Origin of the sequence: Microcoleus sp. B3-D7 (assembly GCF_036705305.1) — a bacterium.
In the GTDB taxonomy this organism is placed as follows: domain Bacteria; phylum Cyanobacteriota; class Cyanobacteriia; order Cyanobacteriales; family Microcoleaceae; genus Microcoleus.
Genome location: NZ_JAUBUE010000010.1, coordinates 13166 through 27565 on the forward strand (window position 1 = coordinate 13166; position 14400 = coordinate 27565).

Consider the following 14400-nt stretch of genomic DNA (forward strand, 5'->3'; position numbering starts at 1 on the left):
AGCGGAGTAATAGTTTTTTATATAGAGGAGGCAAAAATACTGTATTTAAAGCTAGTTAACCATGTGAGCGAAAAGGGCGATTGGGAAAATTTCTCTGGGGTTGCGACTTTAACTGAGAAGTGATATCATAGTATCGGTAAATAGTAGATTTCCGGCTGTCAAACAACTTGAGAATTGAATCAATGACAATTTCTGTAACTATAGGGTTAAAGTCGGAAATAAAGTCGTCGGCGTTTAGATTTTCTCCAAAAAATTCCTTAGCTCGATCGCACTGATAGCGCATTTCGTCAAAGCCAACAATTTTTACCACAAATGTTGTCAGGGGCGAACTCTCCAAATCGGTATTAGAAGTGCTTTTAGCCCGCCCATTTTCTAATAAATTCAATACTTCCGCTTCTAAACCAATTTTAGGTTGGTAAGGTTTCTCTATTTCTGGAAAAAAGCTTTCCAGGCGCACGCAGTTAGGAGCTTGAGCGGGAATTCCTCCCATCATCATCGCCAGAGAAACCTCAATCCCCAAATCCGAAGAAAGAGCTTCTAGTAGGGCTAGGGCAGACAGTTTGCACCCCAAATAAAGCTTCGCAATTTCGAGATTGTACTTAGCGGTAGTTTCCCACCGCTGATAGGTGCGATCGTCTGGATATCCCTCAAACTGTCGGAAAATTATTTCTGGCTTGAGATAATTCAGAAAACCTTCCATCTTGAGCAAAGCAACTCGGTAGTCGCGAACCGTGTAAAAACCGCAGCAGATGAGATTGTGATTGGTTTCCGGCAGTAAATTCCAAGTATTTGCCAAAAAATGGGCTGAACTATGGTGAGCAAAACTCATCACATCCCGGTTAGAGATTCGCACAGCTTTTTTGACGGTTTCCCGCATTTCCTCATCAGTCAAACTGAGGTGAAAGCGGCTATTTATTGCTTGCAAGCGGTCATAAAGACGCTGGCTTACCGTTAATCCTGCATCGGCGGCGCGAAACGGAATTGTTGCTTCAATGCAGCCTGCAATTTGAAGCAATTGCTCGCGTTTGAGAAATGGTTCTAGAGCTTTTGCTGCTACGACAGCGCTGAGAAATTCGTTTTGTCCAGCGAAAGGATTGAGGACTTCGCCCGGTACAAAATTGAATACCAGCATTACCATCTCGAAGATAGCATCCGCTGGCAGTTCAGATTGATCTCGAATTTGTAGCTGTTTGTTAACCTCCTTTGCAACAGGAGTGATGTAGTAGCTGACGTTAAAGTTAATGCTGCGATCGACTTGCACGTAGACGGTATCGTGAAATAAAGCTGCCAAAACCTCGATCGCATCTTCCTTTCCCCCCACATCAAAAATATGTTCGGGAGTGTGAAAAAACCGCCAGGGCCCCATCATCGGCTGAACAATTAGTTCGGCAATCCGAGCGAGTTCACTTGGTTCGACTTTTGCTTCCAGGCGATCGAGCGCCCAAATCAGCCTTTCTAAGCACTGTAAGTAGGCTTGTTTGCTATCCATCACAGTCTTTCCCAATAACATTGCTGTCAGTCGATTTTAGATTTTAGATTTTAGATTTTAGATTTACTCCACAGATCAATCTGGAAGCTTGAACCTTAGTCTAAAATTTTTATATCTCCACGACAGGAGTCGGCGGCTTGTATCCGTTTTTGGGCGGCGTCACGTCAGCTACTCTGCTGTTAGTTAGATTCTTTCGTATATGCGCCCGGTTTTTTTACTTGGAATTTTTGAGTGTTTTGTTGAATAATTTAGGTGCAATTTAGGAGGGAAATACTAACTTAAACTCAACTTAATTTCCGGTAGCTGACCTCCCCTGTTTTCCTAGTCTAATAAGCACAAAGTATGACAAGTAAATTACATAGATGACTAAACCTATCAGACCCAACAATCCCAAAAATTGAGGGGTTGCTGTAGGGTGAAACATTTGTTTATAGAGCCAAGGTGGGTCTAACCAAATGCGGCAAAAAGGTTCGTCAATTACCTCAATTTGAGATTTAAAAGCACAGCTTAAGAAGGGAAGTTGAGCTAGAGCGCCCAAACCGCTGTAAACAGTAATCGCCCACCGCCAAGCTGTAAAAGCCAGTTTCAGGGGCGACTGCGGTCGATCGGCAATTTCTTCGTTTAAATCCTCCCAAAACCACAGACTAGCAGGAATTAAGGCCCTCCCAATCACCGAGGATACAAAGCTCACAGGCAGGGCAGCCATCATCAGGTAAAGTGTAATTGCCAGCAAACTCGCCACCCGCCAATAAATAATCGACAAACGGACGATCGCCTCAGCTTTTGCCACAACAGCCCAAATCAGCACTACCAGCGGGATCGAAATTGTTAATAACACAGACAACCGGTAATCCATCCAGACTAGCGGTTGAAACCAAGGCCCGGTGGCTGCCAATAAAAGACTCAACATCTTTGGGAAAATATACTCACTTATTTGTCACAAATTTTACTACAAAAATGCTAAAAAATCAGCAATCAGAACACCGTCTTAATGTTTTAGTTACTGCTACCTTTTCTAAGGTACTTGGCGCGCTTTGAAGGGTACTTGAGACACGATAGACGGCAATACGCTTGAGTTAAAACTGTTTATTCCTGAGATATCTCCTTCCCATCCTCGCCCCCGAAGGGGGACGCAACAGCAAATTCTTGTCCCCCTTGGGGGGCGAGGGGGAAGCTGGCGGATTTGAAGCGTATTGGGATAGAGGGCAAATCTCACCATTATTTCAAGGCTCAACCCCTCAAATAAAATTCTCCCGCGCCAAAAGTTAGATTTCGGCGCGGGAGGCAAGGCTTAGAGCTAAATGGCTCGTTTATTCCTCGTAGATGCGGCACTCAGCAGCGTCAGGATTGTCGTCGCAAAATTTTTCAAAAGAATTCTTAGGTTTGACTTGCTTTTGGTGGGAAGCTTCTGCTTGCAGTTCTTCAACTGCGTCCCACGCCGCCGCGCATTCCCCGGAAGTGGCGCCCTTGAGGTCACAGACGGTACGAGCGCTTTCTAGTTCTTCTTCAATTTTTTCTTGGATGTTGCCTGCGGGTGTTGTTGTCATAAAACTTGTTGGTAGGAAAGTGTAGGAGAATATGGTTGTCCCCGACCTATTTCTAGGTAATGTTAGCACGCGCCTTTGTTTAGTGAGCTTGTTCGGCTAACGGCACGTCCTTAACCCAAATAAAGATGTTTAACCGTTAACGACAGAGCAAGGGACTAGCTAAGCAGCCACTTGGTGTCATAACTCAAAAAACCTAGACTTCTAAAGTCTTAGGCGGGTCAACTGTGGTTTAAGTCTTAGGCTCGAAGCGAGCGTGTCTTTAGACCTGGGTCGTTGACCTTATTAAGTAAGAAAGGTTTTCTTTTTGGATGTTAGTTTGGGTTGGATTTGCTGTTTCGGTCTGGCGACCCCAGCTAATAATAGCTTGAGATGCGCTGCTGTTGCAGCAGCCCAGAGACAAACCATCCATAAGTGCGATCGCAGCAGCCGTCTCTACTTCCTGCTTTACTCTACCCCGTCGGCGGGGGAAGAGTCCACAGGCATCAATGTAGGTCGAGCTGACCTTACTTTTGATGAAAACATTACACGAGGTTGGTGTGTCAAACTGTATTGAGCTTTATCTTTTAAGATTTAGCTGAATACGGCATTTAACACTAAACAGATTAATGGGACACTCATGTTAACTTATGTTAACACAAGAACGGCAATCGATGGGGAATCGATCGCCCAACAATAGCGTCCCCCCAGTGGCCAGTTCCAGTTAGCCTAATGTATAGAGATAGTTTTATAGAGAAGTTTGCCTTATGTACACCCAAAACCAAATGCAATGGGTCAGCGCTTTATCAACCCGTCCCTCTTTGGAATCCGCCCTCAAAGAAGTTATAGAACAAGCAGATCGCGACCTAGAAGGCCCGGCTGATTTAGCGCTGATATTTATCTCGTCTGCCTTTGCCAGCGAGTATTCTCGGCTGATGCCTTTACTCCGAGAACTGCTGCCAGTACCCGCGATCCTGGGCTGCGGCGGGGGAGGAGTCATCGGCACGAACCGGGGCGGCCTCACCGAAGAAGTCGAGGGAGCTCCGGCAGTCAGCCTCAGTCTGGCCCGTTTGCCGGGAGTGAATGTCAGAACTTTTCACGTCGGTGCAGAAGAACTGCCCGACTTAGACAGTCCCCCGGATACTTGGGTGGAGCTCTTGGGCGTGCCGGCTCAGGAAGAACCGCAGTTCATCATCTTGGCAGACCCCTTTTCCGCAAAAATTAACGATTTGCTGCAAGGGCTAGATTATGCCTATCCAGGTGCGGCGAAGGTAGGGGGGCTCGCCGGCGGGGACGGTGCGGGCCGAGGCGCGGCGCTGTTTTGCGACTATCAGCTTTACCGAGAAGGGACGGTTGGGGTAGCTTTGAGCGGCAATATAGTTTTGGAAACGATCGTCGCTCAAGGCTGCAGGCCGATCGGGCACCCTTATCGGGTGACGGAAGGAGAGCGGAATATTTTGCTGAAGCTGGAAGAACAAACCGACGATACGGGCAGCGCGGGCATCGAGCGATCGCCCTTAGAGGCTTTGCGAGAGTTAGTTCAAACTTTGAGCGAAGAAGACCGAGAATTAGCCCAGCACTCGTTATTTGTAGGCTTAGTTAGCGATGAATTCAAACTGACATTAGAGCCGGGAGATTTTTTAATCCGCAATCTGTTGGGAGTAGATCCGAAAGTGGGAGCAATTGCGATCGGCGATCGAGTCCGTCCCGGACAGCGCATCCAATTTCATCTGCGGGACGCGCGCACCTCCGCAGAAGACCTAGAAATGCTGCTCGATCGCTATCAGCGGGCCGCCGAGTACAGTGGTACATCCAGCGCCGGCGCCTTGATGTTCTCTTGTTTGGGGCGCGGTGAAGGGCTTTACGGCGAATCGAACTTTGACTCCCGACTGTTCGGCCGATACCTCAAAAACATTCCCTTGAGCGGCTTTTTCTGCAACGGCGAAATCGGCCCCGTCGGCGGTAGCACATTTCTGCACGGCTACACCTCCGTATTCGGGATTTGCCGCCAAAATTCATAATTTGTGAACTGTTGACTGTTGACTGATGACTGATGACGGTTAAGTGTTGACTAAAATCTAAAATCTAAAATCTAAAATTGATCGACTGATGACCAATAACTAAAAGCGGCAGTCGCCTGCCGCTTTTAGCTGTAACTAGATGTCTGGAAACCTTAGAAACTAAAGGTAGTACGGAGGAGTCCGACCCAGATATCGTCGTTTCTGTCGTTGTGTTCGGGATTCAGAATCACATAGACGCCCGGTGTCACCGAAATAAAGTCATTGACTTGGAAGCGATAGAAACCCTCTAAGTGATAAGAGGTGTCGCGGTTTCTGGCGACATCACTCTCGGTAACTTTTGGCGGTACACCGAAGACGAAGCCGAGGACATTGCCTTGTCGGGCAAAATCTCCCAGGGCCACAGTGATAGCACCATTCTGGATGGTAGCGTCATTGTTGCCGCCCCGCAGTTGTTCAGCCTTCGTATAACCGTACCAACCGCCAATCTGAAAGCGACTGCTGGGTTTGAAGTTAACTTGCACCCCATAGTTATCTGATGCGGTGGGTGATTGATCGAAGGGCCGGTTCGCCAACAAACTGCCGACGCCGCCCATGAGGTTAACATCGCCTGCCCGATTGTATTTACGGGTGTAAGTCAAGCCCAAGTCAAACGGTCTGCTAAAAAAGCCGATCTGACCCAGAGCGCTGAAAGAACCGTCGAAAACGCCCCGGCCGTCTGCGGGGTTGGGAGCATCGCCGTCACCTGCAAGATAGCCCGCGGTAGCTCGGAGGCTGCCCAAGTTGAAACTCACACTTGCGCCTGCTCCCTGCGGGCCGCGGAATACGGCCGGGTTGCGAACTCCAAATCTGGAAAGTGAACCGTTACTCGTAGAGTTACCAAAGGTAGAAGCCTGGTCTGCAATTTCATCTAGGTCAAGTCCTTTAGGACCGACAAAGACTGTAGCTTTACCCATCGGGAACCGATAGTACAACTCGTCTAGTGTGAAATTGCTGTTCTCAGCTCCATCAAAAGCTAGGCGAGCCATGTTAGTGCCCGTAGCTGTTGCTGCTGAGTAGTTGGCGACGTTGAGGGCTTGCAAGCGGGTTCTGAGCAAGTCTCGACCGGTGAAGCTGGTATTGAAGTTCAACCGCACCCGGTAGCCGAAGTTGGTGACTGTTCTATCGTCCTCAAGGCGGATACCATCTCCCACAAAGGTGTCGCTGACAGCAAAAATGGCTTCTCCAGCCAATTTGGTTGTGGTGGAGAACTGGTTAGCTTCGAGTTCTGCGGTGCGAGCTTCTAGGCCGTCTACTCGTCCGCGCAGGGTAGCGAGTTCGGCTGCAAATTCTTCTTGCAGGCGTTGCAAGATGGCTAAGTCGTCTCGGGTAACCAAGTTACCTGTTGACCCAATGAGTTGGGTTATCTGGTCTAAGCAAGCGTTGACGCCGGCTGCAAATTCGTAGCGAGTCAGGGCGCGGTTGCCGCGGTAGGTGCCGTCGGGATAACCTACGATACAACTGTAGCGTTCGACTAGGGATTGCAGGGCTTGGAATGCCCAATCTGTCGGGCGCACGTCGGAGAGCTGAGTGACTGATGTCACCTGGGACATGGTTCCCGACGGTTGGGCCGGCAGCGCTTGGGGAGCAACAGGGACGATGGGGCCCCCCATTCCGGCGGCTGGTGTCTGAGCAATTTCTACCTTAGTGGCTGGGGTGCTGGCGACTGCTGGCACTTCAATTTTCCCAGGGGCGTCTGTCTGGCTGATTTGCTCTGCCAAGTCTGATGCTTGGGGCGAGGATTCGGCTGTGCCTGCTGCTGCTAGAGGTTCAGTCGCTGCTGGGGCGCTGACCGGAGCGATTGGGGCTGCTAACTCGATGTCGCTCCCTGTTGTTTGCAGTGTTGTTGGCAGTGCTGCTGCGCTGGTTTCGGGTTCGATTGAGGCGAGTTTTTCAGCGTCTGCTTCGTTAACGACCGGGGTTGGGGCCGCTTCGACGCTGCTGTTTAAAGCCAGGTTTTCTGGGGCAGCAGGGGCTGCTGCAACTGGTTCTGCAACTATTTCTCCAACTATTTCTGCAATTTTTGACTCAGATGACTGAGCTGTAGCTAGCTGGTTGGCTTCAGCGGTTGCGGTCACTTCTGCGGCGATCGCAGTGGCACTCATGACTGATGATAGCCCCAGAATTGCCGGGGATACTAGCAGTAAATTCCAAAAAGTTCTGTTCATTTTCCTCACACCTTCACACTCTATTCAACTCGACGAGCAGCAATTCCCAACTGCTAATTTTTGTGGTTGCTTGCCTGTTGACAATAACTGCCAAAATAGAACCTATCCATAACTGTTGATTCACAGTAGGCGTGTCTACTTCTGCTTGAACGTAGGGGCCCAGCCCTTATACCGCCTCGGCATCAATTCAGGTCAAGCCCACATTACATTACAGTTGATTATACCATCACGTGCTAATTTCATCTGTCGATCGCCAGATTTGCTTAAGTTGCTCTGTAGGCTATCGACAACTGGTTCTACGGGTTCGACCACAATCTGCCTCTAACTGACAACTGCCCAGAGTCCTCGGTTATGCCAGACTTAACAGACAGTTATAGGTAGGATTGTGGCTGCTTGTCGCATCCCTTATACAGCTTTATATCCTATAATGTCAAGCTTTTTAACCTCACTTTAAACCTCGCGACCCGGCAGGGGCTATTTTCCCGCCATGAGTGGGGAACTGAGACCTAAAGGCTGGTAGATTTACCCGATCCAAACCAAAGTTCAGGCTTGACCAATTTTGGTTTTTTGATGCCCGCTGCCGTCGGGACTTGCCAGGGCGATCGCCCTTTTTGAGACGGGCCGTCGGCGGATTTAATTTCCCGTTATTTTAACACAATTTTTTTGCGGTCTGGCAGCCGCAGCCGACTGAATCTCTGTTAGCTGAAATTATAGTTTTGTGGCCTCGCTGTCTTGCGTTTGACAACCAGTTATTTTTTTGGCACAGCCTCGGGATCTCAAAGCACATTTTCTCTGTAATTTATGCCACTGCCAAAGTATCCATTGATTCTCCGGGCATCCTGGACGCATCAACAGAATTTGAGGAACGCAAATAGTTGCTTTTAGGCGATCGCTCGAAGTTAAAAAACCGAGTTTATGAGAGTAAGGACTGCATCCAAGACGGTTTTAATTTGCTAAGAACACAAGTAAATGTCGGCAGTTATGGGAGGGCGATCGAACAACCTATAGATTGGGCAATGCACTCGCTCTTTCTATGGTATGTTAAATTGATGCGTACCATCTATATTTTTTTACACCATCTCTGATTGGGATGAAAACACAACTGCGGCTGTTAGTAGTGGTATTATTGCTATTAGGATTTTTCTTTCGCTTCGTCAACATCGACACCAAGTTTTATTGGTACGATGAAGCATTTACTTCCCTGCGGATTTCTGGATACACGCAAACAGAAGTTCTTCATGAAATAAGCAGCGGTCAGTTAGTATCAGCCAAAGATTTGATGAAATATCAGCGCCTGAATGGGACAAAAAATTTTGGCGATACTGTTAAAAGTTTGGCCATAGAAGAACCTCAACTGCCACCACTGTATTTTCTGGCAGTCAAGTGTTGGGCAAAACTATTCGGTGATTCTCCTGCGGCGATAAGAAGTTTCTCAGTTTGGATGAGTTTGTTAGCGTTTCCTGCCCTGTACTGGCTGTGCCGAGAATTGTTTGCATCGCCGGAAGTTGCGTGGATAGCCGTGGGATTGCTAGCAGTTTCTCCCTTGCACGTGCTTTATGCTCAAGAAGCACGTCCCTACAGTTTGTGGCCGGCGCTGATTTTGCTTTCTTGTGCGTCTCTGCTACGAGCAATGCGGCTGCCAACAAAGCTGAGTTGGAGCATTTACGCAGTAGCAAATATTCTGGGATTTTATACTCATTTATTTAGCTTATTAGTTGCGTTCGGACACGGAATTTATCTAGTTGGAGCTCAAGGTTTTACGTTGAATAAAAAGCTAGTGAGTTACTCGATCGCAAGTGCCGTGTCGTTGCTAGCATTTCTGCCTTGGATGGTAATTTTACTGATAAATAAAAGCGCAGCATCCGGGGCGACAAGTTGGGCAAATCTAGAAAGTCAGAGGCTATCTTTAGTTAAGAATTGGGCAGGAAATATCGGTCGCGTTTTTTTTGATTTGGGGCTAAGTTCTAGTGCTAGATCGATATATCTTATTGCTTTAATGGCAGCTACTTTAATTTTAGTGGCAATCGTAGGGTATGCAGTTTATTTTCTGTGTTCGGAGACGAGCAAACAGGTTTGGCTGTTTGTGGTGACGATGATGGCGGTGACAGCACTGGCACTCGTGCTGCCGGATGTTATATTAGGAGGAATCCGCTCGACTAAAGCTCGCTACCTATTTCCGACTTATTTGGGGATGCAAATCGCTGTTGCTTACCTGTTAGCGACTAAAATTACCGCGCTGGGCGTGCCAAGCTGGAAACGGCAAATGTGGAAAGTTTTGACAGTTGTACTGTTAACGGGCGGCTTGCTGTCGAATGCCGTTAGTTCTCAAGCCGAGACTTGGTGGACTAAGGAATGGGGCCGGGAAAATCCCGAAATTGCTCGCAGGATCGATCGTTCTCCAAAGCCGCTGCTTGTCAGTGATATCTCGGAAGTCAGCCTGGGAAATATACTGTCAATGAGTCATTTGTTAGAACCGAAAATGCGGCTGCAATTGGTGTTGCTTGACCCGGAAGCGCGGCGTCGAGCTCAGTTGTTTGACAGACCAACTATACCCAATATTCCTAGTGGTTTTAGCGATGTTTTTGTCTACGGGCGATCGCAGAAGTTTAGTGCTAAGCTGGCGAAAATGCAAAACTTGAAAATCGAGCTGCTTTCAGAACAAAAAACCGAAAAGCTGTGGGTAGGCAAGTTAGTAAAATAGTGAGGGTTTATGGAAGACTTTGGTATTATTATTGCCTGCTGCGACCAAGATTATCTGTTTGCTAAGGGTTGCTGTGCTAGCATCCGATATTTCCTGGGAGATGTGCCGATTTGTCTGTTGATAGACGGTACGTTTTCTGTGAGTGCTTTGGAAAAGTCCTATGGGGTGCGAGTGATCGATCGCACAACCGTGTCTGAAGAGGTTCTCAGGAAAAGAAGTTTTGGTTGGGGAAAAACTAAAATGATTGCTTTCTGGGAAAGTCCTTGGTCAAATTTTATGGTTTTGGATGCCGATACGATCGTCTGGGGCGATGTTCTCAAATTGGCTAATTTTCAAGAATTTGATTTTATTGTAGACCAACCTTGTCAGGAAAATTCCGATGCAGATGTTTCAAAATTTTTCTTTGACATTCCGGGCGTTGAAAAGCATTTCCCCAGTTTTAGCTGGTCGAAATATCGAGCAAATTATTTCTGCACTGGTACTTTTTTTGCAAAACGCGGCGTTTTTAGCTTGGAAGAATACGTAGAAATTTTAGATTTTACGGCGGCAAATCCGGGGATATTTAAGTACGGAGAAATGGGGTTTTTGAACTTTATGATTTTCCGGGCGGCGCAAGAAAATCGGCTGCGGGTGCAGAGTGTGGATATGCAGTTGTTGGTGCCGGATTTTGACCAGGATTTTGTGAGAAAGCGGTTTCCGGTGGAGTCAAGCGGGCCTGCGGCCGATCGCACTCAGGCGACTGTGATTCACTGGTGCGGCCCGAAGCCCAGTTTATCTACTGGGAAAGTTTACTCGGAACCGATGAATTTTTGCCGCCGCAAGTGTCAGGAGGATGTTTGGAACCGCACCGGTTTGGCGGCCGAAATGTCGCTGCAATTTGAGGATTGGCAGCGATCGATCTACGTGTATAAGAATAAGTTTAAGAAGAAGTTTCGGCAGTTGATATCTCCCCCGGTTAGAAACTCGGGGAATTCTTAGAAGTTGCTGCTACGGGGTCTATAAGAACCCCGTAGCAGCGTCAACGGTATGATTTACTGGCTCAAATCATTAGGTTTGAGTCAGTAAATCGTCGATTTTCCAGCGCTGAAACAACCATTTTTCATTTAAAATCATTCTACTGGATTGCCGCTCTAGCGGACTCGGCGTTTGAAAATGCTACTCCACAAGCTTGCCTCCGCCTACGCGGACTAAAACATAAAGGGAATATTTAACCTGGATTTACTATGAGATTCGAGATTTAGCGAACACTAAGGACTGAAAAATGCCAACCCAATCGACAACTGGTTCGGAGGAGCAAAATCACACAAAGCTCGTGTTTGCAGGCAGAGTTTTGGTTGTCAATGACACTATTTATTATATCCGTAATATCAGCAGCGTTCGGGTTAGCAAAAAATCCAAAAGTTTCACAAAAAAACTACCTAATTGGTACTGGACATTTTTAGGGATTGGTCTTGCAACTATCCCCATCAATATCAATGTATTTCCATTGCCAATGGCAATATTTATTTTCTTAATGTCTGACTATATAATAAATCGAGTTCAAGTCATAGAAGAGTATGGGATTACGATTGAAATGAATTCTGGTTCCAGTTCTGTATTCTTGATCGGTGAAAAAAAATTTATAGATGAGGCTATTATCAAGTTGTATGAAATTCTCAATGAGCAGGAATCTAAACCTATGATTTTTGACTTCAGTCGGAATGTGATTAACGATAACTCGATCGAGGTGGAACAAGCTATAGGCACAGCTTTAAATTCCGGTAATGTGCTCGGAAATATCAACACCCAATCCAACTAATTAACAGGAGAAGATTGAAGATGCAGAACCGTTCAAACAATCATTCAACCGACAAGTCAATCCGTGTCGGTCAAGCTGATAGCAGTGCGATCGTCTCCGGCAGAGTTAATGGTAACATCACAATTAGCTCTACCTCTACCCATCAGAGTGGTAACTTTGGTGTGGGTGCAAACAATGGAACAATCCGCACCGACAAACTGGCTGGAATTATTAATGAAGCGCCATCGCACAGCCCTGGCAAACAAAATGAGGTTTCGCGAGTACCCAAAATCAAAGTCCTGCTTGATGCCGTAGACCATGCCCAACGCTTTATGTTTGGGTGGCAGTTTTTCGCGGTCATCTTCGGTTTGTTGATGGCAATAATTGCAGGAGTCGGAACGCAAATTGACTTCGATGGTCTGCTGGCGAAGCAGAAAGAACAAACTACTCAGCAAAAACTCGAACCAACTGCTCCGGAGCTTAAATAAGCTAAGGGAAGTTAATCTCAGCGCCGCCAGCGAGAGCGCGTTGAGATTAACTTCCCTTAGTTTCCTGCCAATCTTCCAACGCACCGATGACAAAACTGGCAGCCGGATGGTTAAGCAACTGTTCAAATGCCGAAATGCCTCCAGCTTTCAGGGCGCTAAGGATTCGACCAGCTAGCGTTGGATTGCTGTCAATTTGCGAAATGGCTTCAGTGGCAATTTGCATCTTGCCCATCGTAGTATTAGTTGGGTAAGACTTCTCCAGTTGTTCGAGTAATTGCTGGATTTCAGCAGCAGCTTCAGCGAGGTTCCGTTGCTGGGCTTCGTTGATGACCCCAGCGATTTTCGCACCGGACTGAATTGTGCCACCACTCATGTGACCGATGCCGAAGTTTCCGCTCTGGTTGTATCCATACGCTTGACCACCGGAAACATTAATACCAACATTCTCAGGAGCGGGCTGATTTTGATTTGACATAATAAATGAGCAACTCATTATTGCAATTGAATCGAGAACTTATTAAATTTATTCGTACTTTGACAAACTTTCTTGTCTCGTTGTAACTTGATTAGGTGATTTAGATTGACCCAGATTTACGTAAATAGGAAGAACTTGATTATTTATCACACTTTTTTGATACAAAGATTCATCTTCTTTTGTTAAATAAAAATCAATTTTTTCCCTCAACTGAGGTTTTCCTTGAGCTTTTGTCCACGCATAGATTCTTAAGGTGTACGACCCTTCTCTGATTTCTATTTTTTCTCCTCGAAGAGGACTCCAATCAAATCTAACAAATTTAGTTAGAGATGATTGAGATTGAAGAGCCAGTGGGTGTGCCATCGTGTCACTTTCCCATCGACTACCCCCATCTAAGAATTTTACAAAACTACTCCAGGCAATGTCAAAACATTTAGTAGGATTTTCTTTACGTTCTATTAAAAATTTTATTTCTTCGATTGAGCTTCCTTTAGGACTCCAGTTGGAGAAGGTGATTGGCAATATAAAAGATAATCCGCCCCATTCTCTTCCAACGTCTGTATCTAAATAAGTATTTGCAATTATAAAAATTCTGCCCACCAACATTCTGCCTTGAGAGGGCTTCAAATAAGCAAAATATGCAGTCAAAATTGATATTACTAAACTGAGAAAGGCGATAGTAATTGAAACAATATCAGCATTTTTCATATTCTTAGCACCGAAAGATAGAAGAGGCAAGAAGAAAGAATTTTTGAAATAATAATGAAACCCAAACCCACCTCAATACAATCTTGAGGTTAACTTTTCTTCGTTTCCTGCCAATCTTCCAACGCACCGATGACAAAACTGGCAGCCGGATGGTTAAGCAACTGTTCAAATGCCGAAATGCCTCCAGCTTTCAGGGCGCTAAGGATTCGACCAGCTAGCGTTGGATTGCTGTCAATTTGCGAAATGGCTTCAGTGGCAATTTGCATCTTGCCCATCGTAGTATTAGTTGGGTAAGACTTCTCCAGTTGTTCGAGTAATTGCTGGATTTCAGCAGCAGCTTCAGCGAGGTTCCGTTGCTGGGCTTCGTTGATGACCCCAGCTACTTTTGCACCAGACTGAATCGTGCCACCGCTCATATGACCGATGCCGAAGTTTCCGCTCTGCTGGTAGCTATCCCCAATCTGTTCGTCGTGATTTCCGCTTCTTCGATCGAAGATGTTTGATTCAGTCATGGTTGCTGCTATATTATGACCATAATTATTACCTTTAATTGTAGTATAACTATTATAAATATGAGCAGGGAAATTTTCAGTTGGCTCATCAGGTTTTTCGATAGCGTTTTCTAACTCACACAAGCCCTTATGTGTAATTGAGATCACAGCATCTCCTCCATACATAGATTCGAGAGTAGATATGTTTTTAATCAAACCTTGCTTAACTAAAAACTTTAAAATCAGGTATAAGTTCTCACCTTGTATTTCAGTTTTGTTTTTGATTTCATAAGTGCTGATAGGTTGATGTTCATCTTGTTCAGCCAAATCGTAAATAGTATTCAAAACCATAAAGCGTTTCTTTTTAGTTTCTAACACATCATTTTCAGAAGGCATTGATGTCATCTTGATACATCGTAATTTAATAACTAAACTCTAGCGCCCATCGGAACAGCCTGTTTAGAGTTTACCGAACCCAGCAAATACGGGTTACTGCACTACCATATTATTCACCCCAAATAAT

13 protein-coding genes are annotated in these 14400 nt (G+C 46.1%); 6 read left to right on the forward strand and 7 right to left on the reverse strand.

Annotated elements, in window-relative coordinates; translation table 11 throughout:
- Window positions 1-55 precede the first annotated feature (55 nt).
- The 3 genes from QUB25_RS09865 to QUB25_RS09875 all read right to left on the reverse strand — a co-directional run bounded on the left by QUB25_RS09865 (window position 56) and on the right by QUB25_RS09875 (window position 3036).
- On the reverse strand, window positions 56-1510 hold the full coding sequence (locus tag QUB25_RS09865; protein WP_333183060.1) for a hypothetical protein: 1455 nt from the start codon (window positions 1508-1510) through the stop codon (window positions 56-58).
- A gap of 268 nt (window positions 1511-1778) precedes the next feature.
- Complete coding sequence (locus QUB25_RS09870) at window positions 1779-2399, reverse strand: DUF3177 family protein (protein WP_333063502.1); 621 nt, start codon at window positions 2397-2399, stop codon at window positions 1779-1781.
- Window positions 2400-2799: 400 nt separating this feature from the next.
- Window positions 2800-3036, reverse strand: coding sequence for a Calvin cycle protein CP12 (locus QUB25_RS09875; protein ID WP_190662788.1), 237 nt, complete (start codon window positions 3034-3036; stop codon window positions 2800-2802).
- A 304-nt stretch (window positions 3037-3340) separates the two neighbouring features.
- Here QUB25_RS09875 and QUB25_RS09880 point away from each other — a divergent pair, with 304 nt between their 5' ends.
- Both QUB25_RS09880 and QUB25_RS09885 read left to right on the forward strand, forming a co-directional pair.
- The gene (locus tag QUB25_RS09880; RefSeq protein ID WP_333041277.1) at window positions 3341-3589 is read left to right on the forward strand and encodes a hypothetical protein; all 249 of its coding nucleotides are present in this window, start codon (window positions 3341-3343) and stop codon (window positions 3587-3589) included.
- Window positions 3590-3779: 190 nt separating this feature from the next.
- The gene (locus QUB25_RS09885; RefSeq protein ID WP_333183062.1) at window positions 3780-5033 is read left to right on the forward strand and encodes an FIST N-terminal domain-containing protein; all 1254 of its coding nucleotides are present in this window, start codon (window positions 3780-3782) and stop codon (window positions 5031-5033) included.
- 152 nt (window positions 5034-5185) lie between these two features.
- On the opposite strand, the gene QUB25_RS09890 is transcribed toward QUB25_RS09885, so the two are convergent.
- Complete coding sequence (locus QUB25_RS09890; protein ID WP_333183063.1) at window positions 5186-7237, reverse strand: iron uptake porin; 2052 nt, start codon at window positions 7235-7237, stop codon at window positions 5186-5188.
- 1090 nt (window positions 7238-8327) lie between these two features.
- Between QUB25_RS09890 and QUB25_RS09895 the strand changes: the two genes are divergently transcribed.
- The 4 genes from QUB25_RS09895 to QUB25_RS09910 all read left to right on the forward strand — a co-directional run bounded on the left by QUB25_RS09895 (window position 8328) and on the right by QUB25_RS09910 (window position 12203).
- A complete protein-coding gene (locus QUB25_RS09895) occupies window positions 8328-9938 on the forward strand; it encodes a glycosyltransferase family 39 protein (protein WP_333183066.1) in 1611 nt (536 codons plus the stop codon).
- Window positions 9939-9947: 9 nt separating this feature from the next.
- The gene (locus QUB25_RS09900; protein ID WP_333063497.1) at window positions 9948-10916 is read left to right on the forward strand and encodes a hypothetical protein; all 969 of its coding nucleotides are present in this window, start codon (window positions 9948-9950) and stop codon (window positions 10914-10916) included.
- A gap of 283 nt (window positions 10917-11199) precedes the next feature.
- Window positions 11200-11736 carry a hypothetical protein gene (locus tag QUB25_RS09905; RefSeq protein WP_333183068.1) on the forward strand — a complete coding sequence of 179 codons (537 nt, stop codon included), beginning with the start codon at window positions 11200-11202 and terminating at the stop codon, window positions 11734-11736.
- 20 nt (window positions 11737-11756) lie between these two features.
- On the forward strand, window positions 11757-12203 hold the full coding sequence (locus tag QUB25_RS09910) for a hypothetical protein (RefSeq protein WP_333064016.1): 447 nt from the start codon (window positions 11757-11759) through the stop codon (window positions 12201-12203).
- A gap of 46 nt (window positions 12204-12249) precedes the next feature.
- On the opposite strand, the gene QUB25_RS09915 is transcribed toward QUB25_RS09910, so the two are convergent.
- The 3 genes from QUB25_RS09915 to QUB25_RS09925 form a co-directional block, all read right to left on the reverse strand.
- The gene (locus QUB25_RS09915; RefSeq protein ID WP_333183070.1) at window positions 12250-12678 is read right to left on the reverse strand and encodes a hypothetical protein; all 429 of its coding nucleotides are present in this window, start codon (window positions 12676-12678) and stop codon (window positions 12250-12252) included.
- Between the two features lie 48 nt (window positions 12679-12726).
- Entirely contained in the window at window positions 12727-13386 is a 660-nt protein-coding gene (locus QUB25_RS09920; protein ID WP_333183072.1) for a hypothetical protein, read from the reverse strand.
- 89 nt (window positions 13387-13475) lie between these two features.
- The gene (locus QUB25_RS09925) at window positions 13476-14273 is read right to left on the reverse strand and encodes a PadR family transcriptional regulator (protein WP_333183073.1); all 798 of its coding nucleotides are present in this window, start codon (window positions 14271-14273) and stop codon (window positions 13476-13478) included.
- Between the last annotated feature and the right edge of the window lie 127 nt (window positions 14274-14400).